Origin of the sequence: Nocardia sp. NPDC050378 (assembly GCF_040655675.1) — a bacterium.
GTDB classification, from domain to species: domain Bacteria; phylum Actinomycetota; class Actinomycetes; order Mycobacteriales; family Mycobacteriaceae; genus Nocardia; species Nocardia coubleae.
Window position 1 is genome coordinate 95,538 of the sequence record NZ_JBFAKI010000003.1, and the last position, 21,527, is coordinate 117,064.

The following is a 21,527-nucleotide window of genomic DNA, read 5'->3' on the forward strand; positions in this document are numbered from 1 at the left end:
ATGACTTGGTACATACTCCGGCGCCTGCTCCAGATGATCCCGGTCTTCCTCGGCGCCACTCTGTTGATCTATGCGATGGTCTTCCTGATTCCCGGCGACCCGATCAAGGCGCTGGCCGGTGAAAAGGCGCTGACCCCGGCTGCCGAGGCGGCATTGCGCGCCCGCTACCACCTCGATCAGCCGTTCATCATGCAATACCTGCATTACCTGCAGGGCATTCTCACCCTCGACTTCGGTACCTCGTTCTCCGGCAGGCCGGTGCGCGAGGAACTCGAACGCGCCTTCCCGATCACCATCAAACTGGCGTTTCTCGCCGTGCTGATCGAAGGCTTCTTCGGCATCCTGTTCGGGTTGATCGCCGGTTTGCGCAAGGGCAAACTGTTCGATTCGACGATGCTGATCGCGAGTCTGGTGATCATCGCGCTTCCGGTGTTCGTCGTCGGCTATCTCGCGCAGTTCCTGCTCGGTGTGAAATGGGGCATCGCGCCGGTGACCGTCACCGGCAACGCCAGTATCGGTGAACTGATCGTCCCGGCTTTCGTGCTCGGCTCGCTCTCGTTCGCCTATGTCCTTCGCCTGACGCGAAACTCCGTGGCGGAGAACAAATCCGCCGACTACGTGCGCACGGCAACGGCCAAAGGTCTCGGCCGCCGTCGCGTGGTCACGGTCCATATTCTGCGCAATTCGATGATTCCGGTCGTCACCTTTCTCGGTGCCGATTTCGGTGCGCTGATGGCGGGCGCCATCGTCACCGAGGGCATCTTCAACATCCCCGGTGTCGGCGGAACCATGTATCAGGCGATCATCCGCGGTGAGCCGCCGACGGTCGTGTCGTTCGTGACGGTGCTCGTTGTGCTGTTCCTGCTGATGAACCTGGTCATCGACCTGCTCTATGCCGCGCTCGACCCGAGGATCCGCTATGCCTGACAAGCAACCGCATTTCGTGGCCCCCGCCGACGAGGTGGAGGTGCTGGCCACCGACCGTGTGCTCGACGCGGGCACCCCGACCAGCATCTGGGGCGATGCGTGGCGGCGGCTGCGGCGCAACCCGGTGTTCCTCGTGGCCGTCGTGCTGATCGTGCTCGTGCTGCTGGTCGTGGTGTGGCCGTCGTTGTTCACCAGCCAGGACCCGCGCCATTGCCTCGGTGAGTTCGGAATGGACGGGCCGCGCCCCGGTCACCCGTTCGGTTTCGACAAGCAGGGCTGCGACATCTACGCGCGCACCATCTACGGCGCCCGTGCCTCGGTGACCGTCGGTGTCGGCTCGGCGCTGCTGTTCCTGGTGGTCGGCGGGGTGCTCGGCGCGCTGTCCGGGTTCTACGGCGGCCTGCTCGACACCGTCGTCTCGCGCATTGCCGAGATCTTCTACGCCATTCCGATGGTGCTCGCCGCCATCGTGCTGCTGCAGCTGCTGCGTCCGGCCGGGATCGGCACGGTGATCGCGATCCTCGTGGCGTTCACCTGGCCGCAGGCCGCGCGCATCGCCCGCGGCGCGGTGATCGAGGCCAAGAACAGCGAATACGTCACGGCGGCGAAGGCGCTCGGTGTGTCGCGGTTCGGCACGCTGATGCGGCACGTGCTGCCGAACGCGGCGAGCCCGCTCATCGTCGTCGCGACCATCTGGCTCGGCGTCTTCATCGTCACCGAGGCCACGCTGTCCTACCTCGGTGTCGGTCTGCCGCCCGACATCGTGGCCTGGGGCGCCGACATCTCCCGTGCCAAGTCCGAGATCCGTACCTCGCCGATCCTGTTCTACCCGGCGACCGCGCTGGCCATCACGGTGCTGAGCTTCATCATGCTCGGCGACGCGGTGCGCGACGCGCTCGATCCGAAGGAGCGCACCCGATGACCACCGAACCCCTGCTCGAAATCCGCGATCTCGAGGTGAGTTTCACCTCCGACGGCAAGCCGGTGCCCGCTGTGCGCGGGGTGAATCTGACCGTCTACCCCGGGCAGACCGTCGCCATCGTCGGTGAGTCCGGGTCGGGCAAGTCGACGACCGCGCACGCGATCATCGATCTGCTACCCGGCAGCGGCAAGGTGACCGGCGGGTCCATCCGGTTCGAGGGCAAGGACCTGACCAAGGCCTCGGCCAAGGAGATCGTCGCCGTCCGTGGCAACGGGATCGGCCTGGTTCCCCAGGACCCGATGTCGAACCTGAACCCGGTGTGGAAGATCGGTTTCCAGATCCGGGAGACCCTGGAGGCCAACGGCATCGCCAAGGGCGCGGCCGCGCGCGAACGGGCGGTGGAACTGCTCACCGAGGCCGGGATGACGGATGCCGAGCGGCGGGTGAATCAGTACCCGCACGAGTTCTCCGGCGGTATGCGCCAGCGCGCGCTCATCGCGATCGGGCTGTCGTGCAGGCCGAAACTGCTCATCGCCGACGAACCGACCTCGGCGCTCGACGTCACCGTGCAACGCCAGATCCTCGGCCACCTCGAAGAGCTCACCACCGAGCTGGGGACGGCCGTGCTGCTCATCACCCACGACCTCGGCCTGGCCGCCGAACGCGCCGAACACCTCGTGGTGATGTATCGCGGGCGGGTGGTGGAATCCGGTCCGGCCCTGCAGATCCTGCGCGACCCACAGCATGCCTACACCAAGAAGCTGGTGAATTCGGCGCCCTCGCTGGCGGCGCAGCGGATGTCGTCGTCGCGGCAGCGGGCGAAGGTGCGCGACCGTGCCGTCGAGGTAGCCGCCACCGAGGCGCTGCCCGACACCGTGCTCGACGTGCGGAACCTCACCAAGACGTTCAAGATTCGCGGCAAACGACCGTGGCAGTCGACGGCTTTCACCGCCGTCGACGACGTGAGTTTCCGCGTGGAACGCGGTACGACCACCGCGATCGTCGGTGAGTCCGGCTCGGGCAAGTCGACCATCGCGCAGATGGTGCTCGGGTTGCTCGAGCCGACGGCAGGCTCGGTGGTGTTCGACGGTCAGCAGGTGTCGTCGCTGGACAGCAAGGGCGCCTTCGCCTTCCGCCGTCGCGTGCAACCGATCTTCCAGAACCCCTACGGTTCCCTCGACCCGATGTACTCCATCTTCCGCACCGTCGAAGAACCCCTGCGGGTGCACAAGATCGGTACCGCCGCCGAACGCGAGAAGGTGGTGCGCGACCTGCTCGACAAGGTGTCGCTGCCGTCGTCGGTGCTGCGGCGCTATCCCAACGAGTTGTCCGGCGGGCAGCGTCAGCGGGTCGCGATCGCCAGGGCGCTCGCGTTGTCGCCGGAACTGGTCGTCTGCGACGAGGCGGTGTCCGCGCTCGACGTGCTGGTGCAGGCGCAGATCCTCACGCTGCTCAACGACCTGCAAGCCGAGCTGGGCTTGACGTACCTGTTCATCACCCACGATCTGGCCGTCGTCCGGCAGATCGCGGACAACGTGCTGGTCATGCGAGCCGGGAAGGTCGTCGAATCGGCCACGACCGATGAGGTGTTCGCCACCCCGCGGGAGGAGTACACGCGGGATCTGCTCGAGGCGATCCCGGGGCGGGAGTTGTTGGCTGGGTAACGAGAGCGTTGGCCGTGGCTGTCGCTGGGTCGCGGGGACGGGCTGGCGGGAGCTCGTGAAACGGCAGCGTCAGCGCAGCTCAGCGGCGTATCGTCGACTTGTCCGAGGTGGTGCGACGTAGCTCGCTGAGGTGGGGAGGCGCCGGTGGATCGAATCGATGCGGAGCGGCAGGCCGAGCTGGAGGCGCGTCGGCGCCGGGCCAAGACCCCAGCGGCGAAGCGGCTCGCGGAGGTGCTGTGGCCCGACCGGGTCTGGCCGAGGGCGGGCGGGTTGCATGTGGCCGTCGGGGACGGTGCGCTGGAACGGTAGCCTCGTATGTCGTGACTGATCCGCTGCAGCCCCTGGTCGACCTGCCCGGCGTGCGTGAGGCCGCCGACAAGGCGCGCGACGCGCTCGCCGCGGTGCACCGGCACAAGTCCAACCGACGCGGCTGGGCGACCACCGCCGCCGAGGCCGCCGTCCGCGCGGCGCGTTCGTCCGCCGCCATCGAGGGCGCGAGCACCGATCTGCCCGCCGACGGCAAGGTCAGCGACCCGGTGCTGGCCGGTGCGCTGCGGGTGGGGCAGGCGCTCGACGGTGACGCGCTCACCAACCTGGTCGGCACCTGGCGCCGCGCCCCGCTGCAAGCGCTGGCCCGGCTGCATCTGCTCGCCGCCGCCGACCTCGTCACCGATCAGCAGGAACTCGGCAGGCCACGCCCGGTACCCGGGGTGGCGGAGCGGCTGGACCTGCTGGCGCAGACCGTGCAGACCAGCAAAGCACCCGCGCCGGTGATCGCCGCCGTCGTGCACGGCGAGCTGATGACACTTCGCCCGTTCGGCACCGCCGACGGTGTGGTCGCCCGCGCGGCGTCGCGACTGGTCGCGGTGTCGACCGGGCTCGATCCCCGCAGCCTCGGCGTTCCTGAGGTGTTCTGGCTGCGTCGCAGGCAGGCCTACCTCGATGCGGCCGCCGGCTTCGGCATGGGCACGCCGGAGGCTGTCGGCGGATGGGTGCTGTTCTGTGCGGGTGCGCTCGAAGACGGTGCGCGAGAGGCCAACTCGATCGCCGACGCGGCGGCGGGCTGACCTTCCCCACACATCGAAACGGGCGGCGTGCCGATTGCTCGACTTCGCCGCCCGCTAGCACGGAACACCTGGTTACCAAGCGTGCTGGGGTGGGTTGTGTTCGGTGGCCTCGGCGATCATCCGAACCCCGCCGGTTCATCCCCGCAACCTGTGCGAGGCTCTCGCCGACGACTGCCCGAATTTCGCAGGCCCACAACTCTGCTGCCCTTGTCGCGGCGCGCTCCGCGTGGGTGCCTGGCGTCCGTGCTGGGAAGGGTGGGATGGGAGGCGAAACCTTCTCTTCCGGTCCCGTCTTGGCCTTCCGTCCTTCCGTGACTCCATTCTTACACTGTGACCGCGCTCACTTCAAGCGTTTCTGTGGCATTACCGAATCCGCTTGTTTTCGGCGTGTCAGCCGGCGATCCGTGCTTGCGGGTCAAGCCCGCGTCGCAGGTCAGCGGCGTTTACGCAGCAGCCGGTAGCTGATCGCGCCCGCCAGGACGGCGCTGAGCCCGACCGCCGCCGTCGCCGCAACCGTGGTGCTCGACGGCGCCTGGAACCGCGACCACAGCGACACCGGATTGGAGAAGGTGAGCACCGGCCAGCCGCGTGCGACGGCCTCCTTGCGCAGCGCGCGGTCGGGGTTCACAGCGGTCGGGTGGCCGACCGCGCTCAGCATCGGCAGGTCGGTCGCCGAGTCGGAGTAGGCGTAGCACCGGGACAGGTCGTAACCCTCTGCGGCGGCCAGCTTTTCGATCGCGGCCACCTTTCCCTCTCCGTAGCAGTAGAACTCGATCTCGCCGGTGTATTTTCCGTCCTCGACGACCATCCGCGTCGCCTCGGTGTGGGAGGCGCCGAGCGCCTCGGCTATCGGCCCGACCATCTCCTCGCCGGACGCCGAAACGATCACCACATCGTGGCCGCGGATCTTGTGATCGGCGATCAGGTCGGCGGCCTCGGCGTAGATCAGGGGGTCGACCAACTCGTGAAGTGTCTCGGCCACAATGGATTTCACCTGTTGCACATCCCAGCCCGCGCACATGTTGGCCAGGTTTGCCCGCATTCGTTCCATCTGGTCGTGATCGGCACCCGACAGCAGGAACAAAAAGTGCGCGTAGCTGCTCTCCAGTACGGCTCTGCGGTTGATCAGCCCCTGTGCGTAGAAGGGTTTGCTGAACACGAACGCGCTCGATTTCGCGATCACCGTTTTGTCGAGATCGAAGAACGCGGCCACCCGCCCGCCGGCCGTCGGCGCACGGCCCGAGGAATCGAGTCTTGTGTCCGTAGGCGGAGTCTGGCGGCGATCGGCGGTCACGACAACAGGATAGGCACGCGCACCGACGGGTGGGGTATCCGCCCGCTCAGGCAACTGTTCGGCGTTTGCCCCGCGGACGCCGGAGGGCGCGAATCGCCGAAGAATGTCGGCCGACGCTACTTGCGCCGTCGGCGGGTTATGGGTGTAGTATTGCTGACACCTGGACATGGTCCAGGCGCGTTCAGCCCGACCCCCCGGGGCTGAACCCGACGGCCCCAGCCTCCTCCCCCCCGGCTGGGGCCGTCCTCTATTTTCAGGACGATTACTTTCATCCGGCAGCGTATTCGGAAGTTGTCCACACCCCGCGAGTTATCCACAATCGCCGTTCGAGGGGTGTCGGCCGAGGTCCTCCGCGAGCACGCTGAACCGCATGAACCTCGCCCCCGCCTCCGCTCCGATCTCGCCCGCCCTCGTGCTCGTGCGCGACGAACGGCTGCGCGCCGAGGTGCGCCGCGTGGCCGCGGCCGCCGAGCGGGTCACCGACGAACGGCACATGCCTGTCGGCAGGCACGCCTGGGCGGGGGCGGGGCTGGTGATCCTCGACACCGATGCCGCGATCGCCGCCGCCGCGGCGGGCTGTCCGCGGCGGGCGGGGATCGTGCTCGTCACCGAAGGTGAACCGGCCGTTGCCGACTGGCAGGCCGCCACCGCCGTCGGTGCCGAACGCGTCGTCGGGCTGCCGGGTGCGGCGGTCGCGCTGGTCGAGCAGTTCGCCGAGCATGCCGAGGCGCGCACCGGAGAGGGGGTGGTCGTCGCGGTGGCGGGTGCGGGTGGGGGAGCCGGCGCGTCGACGCTCGCCGCCGCGACGGCCTTACGCGGTGCGGCGCTGCGAGTGCGGCGCGACGCGGTGCTCATCGACGGTGCGCCCCTGGACGGCGGCATCGACCTCGTGCTCGGGATGGAGAACGTCGCCGGGCTGCGCTGGCCCGACCTGGTGATCGAGGACGGACGGGTTTCCGCCGCCGCACTGCACAACGCGCTGCCCGCCGCCTGTCCCGGGTTGGCTGTGCTCTCCTGTGGGCGCGCGGGTCCGCCCGCCGAGCTGGCGCCCGCGGCGGTGCGTGCGGTGATCGAATCCGGGAGGTCCGCAGGTGATCTGGTCGTCTGCGATGTGTCGGGGGAGCGCGGTGCGGCGGCCGACGTGATGGTCGATGCCGCCGATCTCGTCGTTCTCGTCGTGCCCGCCCGGTTGCGTTCGGTAGCCGCCGCCGAGGTGGTGTCGGCGTACCTGGGTGAGCGAAACCCGAACCGGGGCCTGGTGGTTCGTGGCCCGGCACCGGGCGGCTTGCGCGGCGCGGAGGTGGCCGAGGTGCTGGGGCTGCCCTTGCTCGCGGCCGTGCGTGGACAAGCCGGGCTGGCCGCGCGGCTCGAACGCGGCGGGCTCAGCGTGCGCAGGCGCGGTCCGCTGCGCGATGCGGCCGACGCGGTTCTCGCCATGGTCGGGGCTGAGGTGTGATGACGACATTCGTCACCGTCGACCTGCTCGAGCGGGTCCGCGAACGCCTCGCCGAACACGCGGGCGCACCCGATGCCGCCCAACTCGCCGCCGCGATCCGGGCCGAAGCGGGCGGTGTCCTCGCCGATACCGACCTGCTGCGCGCCCTGCGTCTGCTGCAGACCGAGATGACCGGCGCCGGCCTGCTCGAACCACTGCTGCACGATCCGCGCGTGGCCGATGTCCTGGTCACCGGTCCGGATGCGGTGTGGATAGATCGCGGCCACGGCCTCGAGCGCACCGACGTGCGTTTCGCCGATGAAGCGGCCGTGCGCAGGCTCGCCCAGCGTCTCGCCCTGGCGGCGGGTCGCAGGCTCGACGACGCCCAGCCGTGGGTCGACGGCAAGCTCACCGGCACCGAGGCAACCCTCGGCGACGCGTTCGGCGTGCGGCTGCATGCTGTCCTCGCGCCTGTCGCCCACGACGGCACCTGCCTGTCGCTGCGCGTCCTGCGCCCGGCCACCCAGGGCCTCGATGCCCTCGCGGCCGCCGGCTCGCTACCTGCCGCGGCCCGTGCGCTTCTCGGCGATATCGTGCGCGCCCGCCTCGCGTTCCTCGTGGTCGGCGGAACCGGTGCGGGAAAAACGACCTTGTTGTCCGCGCTGCTGGCGGCCGTGGATCCCGCCGAGCGGATCGTCTGCGTGGAAGACGCCGCGGAACTGGCACCCGTACATCCGCATGTGGTTCGCCTGGTGGCGCGCACGGCCAATGTGGAAGGGGTCGGCGCGGTCACCGTTCGCGATCTGGTCCGCCAAGCGCTGCGGATGCGCCCCGACCGGATCGTCGTCGGTGAGGTCCGCGGCGCGGAGGTCGTCGATCTGCTGACCGCCCTCAACACCGGCCACGACGGCGGCGCGGGTACGGTCCACGCGAACTCGCCCCAGGAAGTCCCCGCCCGACTGGAAGCCCTTGCTGCCCTGGGTGGAATGGACCGCGCCGCCCTGCACAGCCAGCTGGCCGCCGCGGTCCAGGTCGTCCTCCACGTCCACCGGCGCGCCGACGGCACCCGAGGACTCCGGGAAATAGGAATTCTCCAGCGCGACACCGACTCCATCCACATCACCCCCGCCTGGCGTTCCGATTCGGCCCCGACCCCGGGCGCTGCGGAACTGGCCCGGCTCCTGGAATCGAGGCTCGGATGAGTGAGGCAGGTACGCGTATGCGCCTCCGTCGACGGGCGAGGGATCTTCAACCGATGTGGGCGTCTGTGGACAAAAGCTGCTTGTCGAAGGTGTTGTCGCGAAACGTGAATGGAGGTGAGAGAGATGGGCGTCGGATTGCTCTGTTGTGCGGTCGCGGTGCTTGTGCTTCCCGTTTCGGGAGGGCAGCGGAGGTTCGCGCGGCTGTTCGGGGTGGGGCAGCGGAGCCGGTCGCCGCGTGTGCCTGTGGAGTGGTGTGTGGGAATCCTGGTGGGGTGTGCGGCTTTCGGCTTCGGAGTCGGAACGGGGTTGGCCGCACTCATGCTCGGTGTGACTGTGGCTGTGCGCAATCGGCGCGGACGGGCTGAGCGGGAGCGTCGGCAGGAATGCGCGCATCTGCTGGCCGGGTTGGAAGCTGTAGTCGGTGAGCTGCGGGTCGGAGCTCATCCGAGCGCGGCGGCGGAATCGGCTGCGGGCGAGTCGCGGGGTGAAGCGGCGCGCGTGCTCGCGATCAGCGCGGGTAGAAGCCGTCTCGGTGGTTCGGGCGCCGATGGATGGGTGCATCCGGATTCCGTTGTCGCCGAGGAGTTGTCGCGGATAGCGACCGCCTGGCGCGTCGCCGAGCAACACGGCCTGGCGCTGGCCGAACTCCTTTTCGCCGCCCGCACCGACCTCCTCGCCCGTACCCGCTTTCGCGACCGCACCGAATCCGCGCTCGCGGGCGCTCGAGCCTCTGCCACGGTGCTCGCCGGACTCCCGATCGTGGGGATAGGACTCGGCCAGCTGATGGGCGCCGCACCCCTGTCGGTCCTCTTCGCCTCTTCCGCAGGTGAATTCCTCCTCCCCCTCGGCACCGCCTTGGCCTGCTGTGGATTGCTGTGGACGGATGTCATCACCCGAAGGGGGACGGCATGAGCGTTCCACGGAGTCTCGGGTCAGTGCCGACTTGTGAACTGCTGTGGAGGCCGGCCCACCAGGGGTCGCGGACCGCGCACAGGGCTGTGGATGGGTGTGGACGGTCGCCGATGTCGAGTGAAAGGGGTCGTTGTGCAGCGTGATTTCGGTGCGCCGCTACCGCTCGCGGTGCTGATTCTGGCTGTCGCACTGCTGGTGTTGCCCGGGAGGGTGGCAGTCAGTCGGCGATTGCGAGCTCTCGGGCCTGCGGCGGCACTGGCTCCGGTGCGGGTGACGGCGAAGGCGGACCCGCTGGGGTCGGCTTCGGCATTCGATCTACTCGCCGCGTGCCTGCGAGCCGGGCTGCCGATGGCGGCAGCCGCACGAGCCAGCGCTCCCACCGCACCACCGGTCTTACGCGCGGCTCTGCTGCGGGCCGCCGACCTACTGGCGCTCGGCGCCGACGCCACCACGGCGTGGGAGCGCGCCGCCGCCGACGCGGCCGGTTCCGCGGGAGCCGACGAAGTCGAGTCGCTGGCGCGGATGGCGCGACGCTCGGCCCGGTCGGGCGCATCGCTGGCCACCGCCGTCGCCGAATTGGCAACGCAGCGACGCGAAAAAGTGGAGGACGCCGCCGTGGCACGCGCCGAACGTGCGGGCGTGCTGATCGGCGGACCACTCGGTCTCTGCTTCCTGCCCGCCTTCGTCTGCCTCGGGATCGTCCCGGTCGTAGTCGGTTTGGCGGGCCGGGTCCTCGGCAACGGCGGCCTGCCGTGAACGCCCGTCAGACGGGCCACGAAACGTCACCGGGCGGATCGTCCGCGCGGTGGGAGATGAGAGGGGATCACGATGACGCACGTACGCACCGTCTGCCAGGAGGTCCGAGCCCGCTTCACCCGGCTGTTGTTCGACGACGCCGGGATGTCGACGGCGGAATATGCGATCGGAACCATTGCCGCGGCCGCCTTCGGCGCCGTGCTCTACGCGGTGGTCACGGGGGACAACATCGTCAACGCGCTGACATCGATCATCGACAAGGCACTCAACACAAGCGTGTAAATCGCTGTCGCGCTGTCGGTCTCGCCGACGATACGGGAGCGGTGACGGTCGAGGCCGCCATCGCCCTCGCCGCCCTCGTATGCGCGGTCGCCCTCTGCGTCGGCGCACTGCTCGCGGCGTCGACCCAGGTGCGCTGTGTCGATGCCGCCCGCGAAACCGCGCGCCTGGCCGCACGTGGTGACACCACCCACGCCATCGCCGCAGGCCGTACGGTCGCCCCACCCGGAGCCACCGTCGAACTCCGCAACGACGGCGACCGTGTCATCGCCACAGTCGCCGCAACCACCCCACTGCTCCCCGGCCTGCACCTGCGAGCCGAAGCGGTAGCCGTCATCGAACCCGGAATCCAGCCATGAGCACACCGATCCCTCCTCGGGACACGCCGCCACCTATCGACCACGCGGCCTGTCTTTCCTCCCCACGTGTCTCAGGACTGATGCGCACCGCACTCGCCCAGGCACTGCGTCACCCGATCGGCGAGGAACCGTACAACCGTCGAGCCGGACCCCGGTATGGCTCGACCTCCCGCAACCGGCGGTGGTACCGGTCCGCAGCTTCGGGACGCGACCAGGGAGGTGCGACGGTCTTCGCGTGCGTGGCGTTGGCAGGGCTGATCTGTTCGACCTTGATGGTGGGGCAGGTGGGTGCCGTGGTGGTGGCACGGCACCGGGTTCAGGCGGCGGCCGATCTGGGGGCGCTGGCCGCTGCGGGTGCTTTGGCGGAAGGGGCGGAGGCGGGATGCGCCGAGGCGGGCGATGTCGCGCGGCGGATGGGGTCACGCGTGTCACGGTGCGAGGTGGCGCAGTGGGATGCCGTGGTGACTGTCGAACGGCAGGTGGGGCTCGGAGTGTTCGGTGTGCGGTCCGTGGTCGCCGCGGCGCGGGCCGGGCCGGTCGAGGAGAGCGGGTGATGCCACGCGTTCACACAGGTCGGCGTGCTTCCGTGCTGAACTAACTCGAATTTACCGGAACGAACCGCCAGCCATTTCCAGCGCTTTTATTGAAGGCGCCGCGAAAAAAATGAAACAAATGACGATGAACACCATCGATGCCTGATTGGCAATGTGTCAGTTAATGGAAGGAGATTCCTTTTTATTCTACCGACGAGTAACACCCAGGCCGTTAGTACTGGTCAGGGCAAATCCGGACAACTGACCAGTGAACTTTCAGTGGGGTGTAGCGACGGTCACGTTGTCGCGACGGCGGCATCACGCCGTGGCGGAGCCGTCGGTATGGCCCGCGAGTTCACCGAGAACCGCCACCAGCAGGCGCTCGGCGGCTGCCTTGTCGAGCGGATTGTTGCCGTTGCCGCACTTAGGCGATTGCACGCAGGACGGACAGCCCTCGTGGCACCCACAGCCGCGGATCGCGTCGAGGGTTGCCGACAACCATGCGCTGAGCTGGGCGAATCCACGTTCGGCGAAGCCCGCGCCACCCGGCTGTCCGTCGTAGACGAACACCGTCGGCGCGCCGGTATCGGGATGCTCGGCGATGGAGACGCCGCCGATATCCCAGCGGTCACACCCCGCCACCAGCGGCAACATCCCGATGGCCGCGTGCTCGGCGGCATGCAGGGCGCCGGGAAGCTGGTCATCGGAGATGCCCGCGGCGGCGAGCAGCCGCGGCGTCACGGTGTAGAGGACGGCTTTGGTGTGCAGGGTCTGCGCGGGCAGGTCGAGTTCCACCTGGTCGAGCACCTCTCCGGTCACCAGCGTGCGCAGGTAGCCGACGACCTGGTTGGTCACCGCGACCTGCGCTGATGCCGTCGTGACCGCACCGAGTACCCGCTGCTCGAGCACCGTTTCGATGCTGATCGAGGTGAGCTGTCTGGCGCTGGTAGTGAAACCGGGATCCACCTCGTTGACGAACGCGACGCCACCGTCGAGGTCGAGTTCGTCGACCAGGTAGGTCTCGCCCTGATGCAGGTGCACGGCACCGTCGTGCAGCGTCGCCGGTGCCCGGCCGGCGTCGGCGGTGCCGAGCAACCGCCCGCTCTCGGCGTCGACGATCGCGATGGGCGTGCCAAGTCCGCCGCGCACGTCGACGGCGTCGTGGGGGTGACTCTGCGCCGTCACATGCCAGCGCGCGGGCAGGCGCCCGGATCCGGGCCTGCGCCTGATCAGGCCCTGTTCGGCCAGGTCGGCGAGCACGTCGGCGGCCCGGAGTTCGGTTACCTCGGCATCGGTGAGCGGCAGTTCCAGTGCGGCGCACAGCAGTTGCGGACCGAGGATGTACGGGTTGTACGGGTCGGTGATCGTCGCCTCGATCGGGCGGTCGAGGAGGGCTTCCGGGTGATTCACGAGATAGGTGTCGAGGGGATCGTCGGTCGCGACGAGCACCACCAGCGAACCCTGTCTACGCCTTCCCGCCCGGCCCGCCTGCTGCCAGAAGGACGCGACCGTGCCCGGAAAACCGGCGATGACGACGGCGTCGAGACCGGCGATGTCGACACCGAGCTCGAGCGCGTTGGTGCTCGCCACGCCGAGCAGATCGCCGCGCGACAACGCCTGCTCGAGTTCCCGCCTGTCTTCGGCCAGGTAGCCCGCGCGATACGCGGCGATGTGTTCTCGCAGCTCAGGAGCGGTGTCCGCGAGCACTCGACGCGCCTCTAGCGCGATCAGTTCGGCTCCGCGCCGGGAACGCACGAAGGTCAGTGTCCGCGCCCCTTCGGCCACCAGGCTCGCCATGATCTTGGCGGCCTCGCTCGTCGCGGTACGCCGAACAGGCGCCCCGTTCTCCCCGGTCACCGCGGTACTCAACGGCGGTTCCCACAGCGCGACGGTGCGCGCGCCGCACGGCGAACCGTCCTCGGTGACGGCGGTGACCGGCGCCCCGACCAGCCTGCTCGCCGACTCGGCCGGATCGGCGCTGGTGGCCGAGCACAGGATGAACACCGGATCGGCGCCGTAGAACCGCGCGAGTCTTCGCAACCTGCGCAGCACCAGCGCGACATGCGACCCGAACACCCCTCGGTAGGCGTGGCATTCGTCGACCACCACGTAACGCAGGTTGCGCAACACCCGTGACCAGCGCTGATGCGACCGAAGCACCCCCACGTGCAGCATGTCGGGATTGGTGAAGATCCAGCGCGCATTGGCCCGAACCCACTGCCTGACCTCGGCGGGAGTGTCACCGTCGTAGCTCGCCGGATGGGCCTCGCGCAGCGGGTTGTCGTGGATCAGCGAGCCGACGGCCCGCAACTGATCAGCACCCAAAGCCTTCGTCGGAGACAGGTACAGGGCGGTCGCGCGCGGGTCGTCGCGCAGGGCGGTGAGGACCGGTAACTGGTAGCCGAGGGACTTACCGGAGGCGGTTCCGGTGCTCACGACGACGTGTTCGCCAGCGGCGGCGAGCTCGGCGGTGCGCGTCTGATGCGCCCACGGCCGCTCGATTCCCTGTGCACTCAGCGCGCTGACCAGCTCCGACGGCACCCAATCCGGCCAGACCGTCGTGCGGGCGGGCCGCGCGGGCAGCTCCGCGACATGGGTCAGCGGACCAGTGCTCGATGCCGCATCGAGCAGGACACGATTCAGCAACGATCGGCCGTAGCTTTCGACCGCGGACGACGCGCGGACCTCGGTCCGCTCTGTCGGATTCATCCGGTTGCCCTCTCATGCGACATCGGAAGTGTGAAACGTGTGTGTGCGCCGAGGGCTACCTGGGTTTTCGTAACCCAATAGCGACCTGGGTCACAGGAGGTTTGCTGGAAGCTCACCCGGTTATCCCTAAGCAAACAGACTGAAAGTACGGATACACCCAATCGTCCCCTTACCTGCGCATTCGCAAGATCAAGAATTTTGCAAATTGTCGGTAACTCGACTGTTGAATTGCTCGGAGACATGGTTCACTGGGTCTCGGTCGCAAGCTTCTGTGTTCGAGGTACGGATCCAAAGTCCAACCATCAGCAGGATCGATGTTGCGAACGCCGTGCTCAGGTTTTCCTTGCAGGGGGATCCAACAGTACAGCGGTCTCAACGGACCCGGTGGACGAACCCAGTTGTCCGCCGTTCCGGTAAGAAAGAGAAGGAACAGAATGGCACAGGGAACTGTGAAGTGGTTCAACGCGGAGAAGGGGTTCGGCTTCATCGCGCCCGAGGACGGCTCCGCTGACGTCTTCGTCCACTACTCGGAGATCCAGGGCACGGGCTTCCGTACCCTCGAGGAAAACCAGAAGGTCGAGTTCGAGGTCGGCCAGGGCACCAAGGGCCCGCAGGCCACCGGCGTTCGCGCGCTCTCCTGAGCTGCGAAACACAACTACGCCCGTCCCCCACCCCCGTGCGCGGAGGTGGGGGACGAGCCATTTCCGGGTACGATCGGCCAGAACGGCAGACCCGGAACACGCGAGCACGCGCACCTGAAAACCCCGGCGCCAGCCGCCGACGGCGCTTCTTCCCATGGGCGCAGGGTATAAACGTCACTGGTGGCGATGTCGAACGTCGCGCCGTCTGCCCCAGCCGCGCTCCGAGCGGACCTCCCGAGGCGCGGATCTAGAAGGAAGGTGTTCGCCGGTGGCAACACGAGACCGCAGTTCAGCCGACCAGGGGCGACCCCTGCGTCGTCTCGTGATCGTCGAGTCCCCGACGAAGGCCCGCAAGATCGCGCCTTATCTCGGCCGCAACTACACCGTCGAAGCCTCCGTCGGCCACATCCGCGACCTTCCCCGCGGCGCCGCCGACGTGCCAGCCAAATACAAGGGCCAGCCCTGGGCTCGCCTCGGTGTCGACGTCGATCACGACTTCGAACCGATCTACGTCGTCAGCCCCGACAAGAAGGCCAAGGTCGCCGAACTGAAGGGCTTGCTGGCCGACGCCGACGAGCTCTACCTCGCCACCGACCCCGACCGCGAGGGCGAGGCCATCGCCTGGCACCTGCTCGAGACGCTCAAGCCGAAGGTCCCGGTGCGCCGGATGGTCTTCCACGAGATCACCGAGCCCGCCATCCTGGCGGCCGCCGCCGACACCCGCGACCTCGACAACGACCTGGTCGACGCGCAGGAAACCCGCCGCATCCTCGACCGCCTCTACGGCTACGAGGTCAGCCCGGTGCTGTGGAAGAAGGTCATGCCGCGCCTGTCGGCCGGTCGCGTGCAGTCGGTGGCCACTCGCGTGATCGTGCAGCGTGAGCGTGAGCGCATCGCGTTCCGCTCCGCCGAGTACTGGGACATCGCCGCCAAGCTCGACGCGGGCCCCGACGAGAAGTCCGACTCCACCAACCCGCGTACCTTCGGCGCCCGCTTGGTGCAGGTCGAGGGCGCGCGCGTGGCGTCGGGCCGCGATTTCGGCTCCGACGGTCAGCTCAAGTCCGCCTCCGGTGTCGTGGTGCTTGACGAGGCGTACGCGCGCCGGCTCGCCGAGTCGCTCGACGGTGTCGACCTGGTGGTCAGCTCGGCCGAGGCCAAGCCGTACACGCGCAAGCCGTATCCGCCGTTCATGACCTCGACATTGCAGCAGGAAGCGGGCCGCAAGCTGCGGTTCACCTCCGAGCGCACCATGCGCGTGGCGCAGCGGCTGTACGAAAACGGCTACATCACCTATATGCGAACCGACTCGACCACGCTGTCGGAGTCGGCGATCGCCGCGGCCCGCTCGCAGGCCACCCAGCTCTACGGCGCGGAATACGTGTCGCCGACGCCCCGCCAGTACAACCGCAAGGTCAAGAACGCGCAGGAGGCACACGAGGCGATCCGTCCGTCGGGTGACACCTTCATGACGCCGGGCCAGCTCGCGTCGAAGGTCGACCAGGACGAATTCCGCCTCTACGAGCTGATCTGGCAGCGCACCGTCGCCTCCCAGATGGCCGATGCGCGCGGCACCACGCTCACCCTCCGTATCACCGGCACCGCGCGCTCCGGTGAGGAGTGCGTGTTCTCGTCCTCGGGCCGCACCATCACCTTCCCCGGTTTCCTCAAGGCTTATGTCGAGAGTGTCGACGAGGAGGCGGGCGGCCAGTCCGACGACGCCGAGTCGCGTCTGCCCGCGCTCGAGGAGGGCCAGGCGGTCACCGCCGTCGAGCTCAACCCCGACGGGCACAGCACCAACCCGCCCGCGCGCTATACCGAGGCCTCGCTGATCAAGACGCTCGAGGAACTCGGCATCGGCCGCCCCTCGACGTACTCCTCGATCATCAAGACGATCCTCGATCGCGGGTACGTGTACAAGCGCGGCAGTGCGCTCGTGCCGTCGTGGGTGGCCTTCGCGGTGATCGGTCTGCTCGAGGCGTACTTCGGCAGGCTCGTCGACTTCGACTTCACCGCCGCCATGGAAGACGACCTCGACGCCATCGCCGGTGGGCGCGAGCAGCGCGGAAACTGGTTGTCCAGCTTCTACTTCGGTGGCGAGAACGGCGCCGAGGGTTCGGTCGCGCGTTCGGGTGGCCTCAAGAAGATGGTCTCCGTGCAGCTCGACGACATCGACGCGCGCGAAGTGAACTCGATCAAGATGTTCGTCGACGACGAGGGCCGCGATGTAGTGGTCCGCGTCGGCCGGTTCGGGCCGTATCTGGAGCGCATGGTCGTCAATCCCGATGACCCGGACGGTGATCCGATCTCGCAGCGCGCCAACCTGCCCGACGATCTGCCGCCCGACGAGCTGACTCCCGAGGTCGCCGAGAAACTGTTCTCGACGCCGCAGGAGGGTCGTTCCCTCGGCATCGACCCGGCCACCGGGCACGAAATCGTCGCCAAGGAAGGACGTTTCGGGCCGTACGTCACCGAGATCCTGCCGGAACCGCCCGCACCGGACCCGGCCGCCGCGCCTGCCAAGAAGACGACGAAGAAGGCCGCGGAGGTCAAACCGCGCACCGGGTCGCTGTTCAAGTCGATGGATCTGTCGACGATCACGCTCGACGACGCGTTGAAGCTGCTGTCGCTGCCGCGCGTGGTCGGTAACGACCCCACCTCCGGCGAGGAGATCACGGCACAGAACGGCCGCTACGGCCCATATCTGAAGAAGGGCACCGACTCCCGTTCGCTGGCGTCGGAAGAGCAGTTGTTCACCGTCACCTTGGACGAGGCGCTCAAGCTCTACGCCGAACCCAAGCGGCGTGGGCGGCAGGCGGCGAGCGCGGCACCGCTGCGTGAACTCGGCAAGGATTCGGCCACCGACCGGCCCATGGTCATCAAGGACGGCCGTTTCGGTCCCTACGTCACCGACGGCGAGACGAACGCCAGCCTGCGCAAGGGCGATGAGGTCGAGTCGATCACCGACGAACGCGCCTCCGAGCTGCTGGCGGACCGGCGTGCGCGTGGGCCGGTGAAGAAGAAGGCGACGGCGAAGAAGGCGGCCAAGAAGGCACCTGCCAAGAAGACGGCGGCCAAGTCGACGGCGACCAAGACGGCTGCCAAGAAGACCACCGCCAAGAAGACGACCGCGAAGAAGACGGTTGCGAAGAAGGCACCGGCCAAGAAGGCGGCAGCGAAAAGCGGTGGGGCAAGCGAAGACTGATCCCCGGTCCGCTCGAGGCAGCGCACCATCGCATTCCGGCGCAACGGATCCTGCGCTCAGCGAGCGCAGCTGACGCAGTTCGGCCGAATCAGTCGGTCCGTGCGACCGCACGAGGTTGCAAGGTGGTGCTGCGCCCGGGTGCGGCTGCTGAACCGGGCGAATGGAGGCGCTGGGCTGAACGGCGGCGACTCGTCGATCGCATCGTGCATCTCGGTGCGGCCGGAGGCGTCCAGACCCGATCGGATCCCTATCGGCCGGCGTGCGGGGGAGCTGCCACCGCCCTCGAGAGTTGTCGGTGCGCGCGGCTAGGGTGTGAGGCTGTGGCAGGAGTCTTCGATCGACTGGTCGGCCAGGACGTGGTCGAGACCGAGCTGACCGCTGCCGCCACGGCGGCGCGGGCCGGTGTTGTCACCGGTGCGATGACGCATTCCTGGCTGTTCACCGGACCACCGGGATCAGGCCGTTCGATCGCCGCGCTGTGCTTCGCGGCGGCCTTGCAGTGCACCCACCCGGACACCGTCGGCTGCGGCAAGTGCCACGCGTGCACAACCACGATGGCCGGAACGCACGGTGACGTGCGGAGGGTCGTCCCCGAGGGTTTGAGCATCAGCACCAAGGAGATGCGCGAGATCGTGCAGGTCGCCTCGCGGCGTCCGAGTACCGGCCGATGGCAGGTGGTCGTGGTCGAGGACGCCGACCGGCTCACCGAGGCGGCGGGCAACGTGCTGCTCAAAGTGGTGGAGGAACCGCCGGACCGCACCGTCTTCCTGCTGTGCGCGCCCTCGGTCGACCCAGAGGACATCTCCGTCACGCTGCGTTCGCGGTGCAGGCATGTGCACCTGGTCACGCCGTCGGTGCCGTCCATCGCGCAGGTGCTGAAAGAGCGCGACGGGCTCGACGCGAAAACCGCCGACTGGGCCGCGTCGGTGAGCGGCGGGCACGTCGGCCGGGCGCGCCGCCTGGCCACCGACGACGATGCCCGCAAACGCCGCCAACGTGCCCTCGCCCTGGTCAAAGCCACCGAACGGCCGGGCGCCGCCTACACCGCCGCCGACGAACTGGTGAAGTCGGCCGACGACGAAGCCAAACAGATGAGCTCCGAACGCGACGACCGCGAACGCGACGAACTCGCCACCGCCCTCGGCGCGGGCGGCACCGGCAAGGGCGCGGCCTCGGCCACTCGCGGCTCGGCGGGCGTGCTGAAGGAACTGGAGCGCCGCCAGAAATCCCGCGCCACCCGCACCGGCCGCGACGCCCTCGACCGCGCCCTCATCGACGTAGCGGGCATGTACCGCGACGCCCTCGCCCTCCGCTTCGCCGGCCGAGGCGCTTCCATCACCTTCACCCACCCCGACATGGCCGACGAGATCACCGAACTCGCCGCCTCGGTCCGCCCCGAGGGTCTCCTCCGCAGCATCGACGCCGTCCTAGCCTGCCGCGAAGCCCTGGACCTCAACGTCAAACCCCGCTTCGCCGTAGCCGCCATGGTCGCCACCCTCATCGCCGCCCGCTCCACCTGACCACCCGTTTTCGCGATCCAGCCCCACTCGCGATAGACTCTCGTCGCCGAAAGGCACGCCGCCTTAGCTCAGTCGGTAGAGCGCTTCACTCGTAATGAAAAGGTCGGGGGTTCGATTCCCCCAGGCGGCTCCGAGGTCAATGGCCCTTTCCGGTAATCCGGGAAGGGCCATTGTGGCTCCTGACGACACCATCCCGACAGCAGCGTCGCACATGAGTGGCGCAGATCATGAAGACGGATCGGACGAACACCAGACATCTTCACCAGCTCGGCGGGGGCACGATTGACGTTGCGAGGCTCCAACGGCGTGCTACGAAGCGGGTCGCCAACGATGCCGACCACAGGCCGGGATCTCCCACCCAGCGAATTACCGAACGAATCTCGGGCTACGGCGATAGTGAACCGACCAGTGACCGTCACCCGCTGGCCTAAGGTCTTCTCGGTGCCCAAGATGACGTTGTCCAACCCCCACTCGGATCAGGCGCTCGTGGTCTGGCTCGAACCGTGGGGGAGGGATTACTGGATGAACCCCGGAGATGAGTTCACCTTCGATTTCGATGATGCCGACTACGCCGAGCATGTGATCGGCAAGGACAACGGGGACTTCATGGTGGAGTGGCTGGACGACGGCCTCCTCCTCTGGCCTTCGTCGCGTTCCGGCAGCACCGTTCGCGACAAGTCAGGCACCGAGCTCGATTGTGGTCACCAGCGCCCGGCGCACATAGATCAGGCTTGGCGAGATGCCGAGAACTTCCGCAACCGCGATCGGGCCTAGTAGCAAACTTCCCCAGCCGGTGAACTGCTGAACGGAATCCGCGGTGAGGTCGGTGGTATCTCCCCACTATTTGGAGGGGCGCAGCGCTCCATATCCCGGCTGACAGGGTCGTGCGCGGTTGTCGGCCCGTGCTTACGACCAGGCGCCATCGCTTGCCAGGGCCACGGCGGCGCACCATCCGCTTTCGACGGCACCTAGCTGTAGCAGTCGGACTCATCGCAGTAGTCGACCGCGGCGGATTCGGCGGACAGCGAATCGAAGCCCATGCACGGACCGTATGCCCGGTCGATTCCAAGATGGCGATGGCTCCGTATCGGGTGCTTTCCGTCTGGGCGAGAGCGGCAAACGCGACCGTCGGCGTAGCGGCGACCAGCGCTATGGCAATGGGTCGAACACGGTGTGTTGCGGGAGAATTCACGTGATCAGCCTGCCGTTGGGGGGCTTAACGACCCGTTCGAATCTTCTTGGTTTCGCGGGTCGCGGCGGTGGCCGTTCTATGACTATGTCGGTGGTCTCGCAAAGGTCGATGGCCTGTCGGGTCGGCGAGTGCGTCGAGTCGGCGCGTCTCGCTCGACACCAATAGGTGATGTAGAAGCCGGAGACGTCGCGGCGTTGGTAACGCATTGCCCGCGGCAGCTCGGCTGCGCGCTCTCACCGAGTTGCCAGTACCTGGCGTCTGCCACGAGTCGGAGCCGCACGCCTGTTGGTGACAACAGCGGGGGTAGGGATCATCGGCACGGTCGCGCAGGTGCTGTATGTGGCGTCGGCGTGGGTCCGATGGAAGCTGTACTGGGGACTGCTGTTGCCTTGATGTGTAACAACGCTAACGATATGCCCGACTGCTATATAACGAGCCAAGGGAGATTCCATATGAGGAAATCAGTGGTCGCGGCAGTTCGCCTCACAGCCGCCGCAGCGTCGGTGGTGGGGTTCTCGGCTGTTGTCGGTTCCGGTGTCGCGCACGCGGGCCCACAGGACTGCGTGGTCACTCGCGACCTGGTCGGCGCTTCGGTCAGCTGTCATGACACCGGTGCGCCCGCGAGTCGCGAGTACAGCCTGATCGTCGAGTGCTGGGGGCTGGCCGGCATCCCGAATGCCTTCCCGCTCATGGGAATCGGTCCCTACCAGGGCTCATGGAGCGGCGCGATCAGTCCGACCGGGCAGGGTGCGGCATCCTGCATCGGGCCCTACAGCATCGGCACGGCGACCAACGCTTACGTGGTGGTCTACCGCGAGTGAACTCGGCACCGACCGACACGGAAAGGCCCTCGACCACATGGTCGAGGGCCTTTTCCGGGTGGCCCCCTGAGCCGGTCGCCGTTGACCGTGCT

At 68.0% G+C, this 21,527-nt stretch carries 19 protein-coding genes and 1 tRNA gene; 18 read left to right on the plus strand and 2 right to left on the minus strand.

The window, feature by feature from the left end; genetic code table 11:
- The 5 genes from AB0I35_RS08155 to AB0I35_RS08175 all read left to right on the plus strand — a co-directional run bounded on the left by AB0I35_RS08155 (position 1) and on the right by AB0I35_RS08175 (position 4,580).
- Positions 1-927: an ABC transporter permease gene (locus tag AB0I35_RS08155; RefSeq protein WP_067495936.1), complete on the plus strand. Its 927-nt coding sequence runs from the start codon at positions 1-3 to the stop codon at positions 925-927.
- Entirely contained in the window at positions 920-1,849 is a 930-nt protein-coding gene (locus AB0I35_RS08160; protein ID WP_225281427.1) for an ABC transporter permease, read from the plus strand. Before AB0I35_RS08155 ends, AB0I35_RS08160 begins: the two co-directional genes overlap by 8 nt.
- Complete coding sequence (locus AB0I35_RS08165; protein ID WP_357395121.1) at positions 1,846-3,513, plus strand: ABC transporter ATP-binding protein; 1,668 nt, start codon at positions 1,846-1,848, stop codon at positions 3,511-3,513. The genes AB0I35_RS08160 and AB0I35_RS08165 overlap by 4 nt, the downstream gene beginning before the upstream one ends.
- 144 nt (positions 3,514-3,657) lie before the next feature.
- A complete protein-coding gene (locus tag AB0I35_RS08170; protein ID WP_157104681.1) occupies positions 3,658-3,822 on the plus strand; it encodes a hypothetical protein in 165 nt (54 codons plus the stop codon).
- Between the two features lie 11 nt (positions 3,823-3,833).
- Positions 3,834-4,580 (plus strand): oxidoreductase, encoded by a 747-nt coding sequence (locus tag AB0I35_RS08175; RefSeq protein WP_357395122.1) that lies wholly within the window; start codon positions 3,834-3,836, stop codon positions 4,578-4,580.
- A 433-nt stretch (positions 4,581-5,013) separates the two neighbouring features.
- Here the strand turns inward: AB0I35_RS08175 and AB0I35_RS08180 are convergent, their stop codons facing one another.
- Positions 5,014-5,874: an HAD-IB family hydrolase gene (locus AB0I35_RS08180; RefSeq protein WP_067495865.1), complete on the minus strand. Its 861-nt coding sequence runs from the start codon at positions 5,872-5,874 to the stop codon at positions 5,014-5,016.
- A 370-nt stretch (positions 5,875-6,244) separates the two neighbouring features.
- Here AB0I35_RS08180 and ssd point away from each other — a divergent pair, with 370 nt between their 5' ends.
- The 7 genes from ssd to AB0I35_RS08215 all read left to right on the plus strand — a co-directional run bounded on the left by ssd (position 6,245) and on the right by AB0I35_RS08215 (position 11,371).
- Complete coding sequence (gene ssd / locus AB0I35_RS08185) at positions 6,245-7,330, plus strand: septum site-determining protein Ssd (protein ID WP_357395123.1); 1,086 nt, start codon at positions 6,245-6,247, stop codon at positions 7,328-7,330.
- Complete coding sequence (locus AB0I35_RS08190; protein WP_357395124.1) at positions 7,330-8,511, plus strand: TadA family conjugal transfer-associated ATPase; 1,182 nt, start codon at positions 7,330-7,332, stop codon at positions 8,509-8,511. Before ssd ends, AB0I35_RS08190 begins: the two co-directional genes overlap by 1 nt.
- A 255-nt stretch (positions 8,512-8,766) precedes the next feature.
- Positions 8,767-9,423 carry a type II secretion system F family protein gene (locus AB0I35_RS08195; protein ID WP_357395125.1) on the plus strand — a complete coding sequence of 219 codons (657 nt, stop codon included), beginning with the start codon at positions 8,767-8,769 and terminating at the stop codon, positions 9,421-9,423.
- A gap of 132 nt (positions 9,424-9,555) precedes the next feature.
- Positions 9,556-10,179, plus strand: coding sequence for a type II secretion system F family protein (locus tag AB0I35_RS08200; protein WP_357395126.1), 624 nt, complete (start codon positions 9,556-9,558; stop codon positions 10,177-10,179).
- A gap of 72 nt (positions 10,180-10,251) precedes the next feature.
- Positions 10,252-10,461, plus strand: a complete 210-nt coding sequence (locus tag AB0I35_RS08205) for a DUF4244 domain-containing protein (protein ID WP_357395127.1) — start codon at positions 10,252-10,254, stop codon at positions 10,459-10,461.
- Between the two features lie 41 nt (positions 10,462-10,502).
- Positions 10,503-10,817: a TadE family type IV pilus minor pilin gene (locus AB0I35_RS08210; RefSeq protein WP_357395128.1), complete on the plus strand. Its 315-nt coding sequence runs from the start codon at positions 10,503-10,505 to the stop codon at positions 10,815-10,817.
- Between the two features lie 80 nt (positions 10,818-10,897).
- Positions 10,898-11,371 (plus strand): Rv3654c family TadE-like protein, encoded by a 474-nt coding sequence (locus AB0I35_RS08215; protein WP_357395129.1) that lies wholly within the window; start codon positions 10,898-10,900, stop codon positions 11,369-11,371.
- A 297-nt stretch (positions 11,372-11,668) separates the two neighbouring features.
- Here the strand turns inward: AB0I35_RS08215 and AB0I35_RS08220 are convergent, their stop codons facing one another.
- The gene (locus AB0I35_RS08220) at positions 11,669-14,059 is read right to left on the minus strand and encodes a DEAD/DEAH box helicase (RefSeq protein WP_357395130.1); all 2,391 of its coding nucleotides are present in this window, start codon (positions 14,057-14,059) and stop codon (positions 11,669-11,671) included.
- 434 nt (positions 14,060-14,493) lie between these two features.
- Between AB0I35_RS08220 and AB0I35_RS08225 the strand changes: the two genes are divergently transcribed.
- From AB0I35_RS08225 to AB0I35_RS08250, 6 genes are all read left to right on the plus strand, one after another.
- The gene (locus AB0I35_RS08225; protein WP_019044597.1) at positions 14,494-14,700 is read left to right on the plus strand and encodes a cold-shock protein; all 207 of its coding nucleotides are present in this window, start codon (positions 14,494-14,496) and stop codon (positions 14,698-14,700) included.
- A gap of 322 nt (positions 14,701-15,022) precedes the next feature.
- Positions 15,023-17,902: a type I DNA topoisomerase gene (gene topA / locus AB0I35_RS08230; RefSeq protein ID WP_357395456.1), complete on the plus strand. Its 2,880-nt coding sequence runs from the start codon at positions 15,023-15,025 to the stop codon at positions 17,900-17,902.
- Positions 17,903-18,222: 320 nt separating this feature from the next.
- Entirely contained in the window at positions 18,223-19,422 is a 1,200-nt protein-coding gene (locus AB0I35_RS08235) for a DNA polymerase III subunit delta' (protein ID WP_357395131.1), read from the plus strand.
- A gap of 57 nt (positions 19,423-19,479) precedes the next feature.
- Positions 19,480-19,552, plus strand: a tRNA-Thr gene (locus AB0I35_RS08240).
- A gap of 311 nt (positions 19,553-19,863) precedes the next feature.
- The gene (locus AB0I35_RS08245; RefSeq protein WP_357395132.1) at positions 19,864-20,196 is read left to right on the plus strand and encodes a hypothetical protein; all 333 of its coding nucleotides are present in this window, start codon (positions 19,864-19,866) and stop codon (positions 20,194-20,196) included.
- Between the two features lie 870 nt (positions 20,197-21,066).
- The gene (locus AB0I35_RS08250; protein ID WP_357395133.1) at positions 21,067-21,435 is read left to right on the plus strand and encodes a hypothetical protein; all 369 of its coding nucleotides are present in this window, start codon (positions 21,067-21,069) and stop codon (positions 21,433-21,435) included.
- Positions 21,436-21,527 lie beyond the last annotated feature (92 nt).

Bases quoted from the DNA above. Each gene is read 5' to 3' on its own strand.
- AB0I35_RS08155 (WP_067495936.1), top strand. From the start codon at position 1: ATGACTTGGTACATACTCCGGCGCCTGCTCCAGATGATCCCGGTCTTC.
- AB0I35_RS08160 (WP_225281427.1), top strand. From the start codon at position 920: ATGCCTGACAAGCAACCGCATTTCGTGGCCCCCGCCGACGAGGTGGAG.
- AB0I35_RS08165 (WP_357395121.1), top strand. From the start codon at position 1,846: ATGACCACCGAACCCCTGCTCGAAATCCGCGATCTCGAGGTGAGTTTC.
- ssd (WP_357395123.1), top strand. From the start codon at position 6,245: ATGAACCTCGCCCCCGCCTCCGCTCCGATCTCGCCCGCCCTCGTGCTC.
- AB0I35_RS08190 (WP_357395124.1), top strand. From the start codon at position 7,330: ATGACGACATTCGTCACCGTCGACCTGCTCGAGCGGGTCCGCGAACGC.
- AB0I35_RS08205 (WP_357395127.1), top strand. From the start codon at position 10,252: ATGACGCACGTACGCACCGTCTGCCAGGAGGTCCGAGCCCGCTTCACC.
- AB0I35_RS08215 (WP_357395129.1), top strand. From the start codon at position 10,898: ATGCGCACCGCACTCGCCCAGGCACTGCGTCACCCGATCGGCGAGGAA.
- AB0I35_RS08220 (WP_357395130.1), bottom strand. From the start codon at position 14,059: ATGAATCCGACAGAGCGGACCGAGGTCCGCGCGTCGTCCGCGGTCGAA.
- AB0I35_RS08225 (WP_019044597.1), top strand. From the start codon at position 14,494: ATGGCACAGGGAACTGTGAAGTGGTTCAACGCGGAGAAGGGGTTCGGC.
- AB0I35_RS08250 (WP_357395133.1), top strand. From the start codon at position 21,067: ATGAGGAAATCAGTGGTCGCGGCAGTTCGCCTCACAGCCGCCGCAGCG.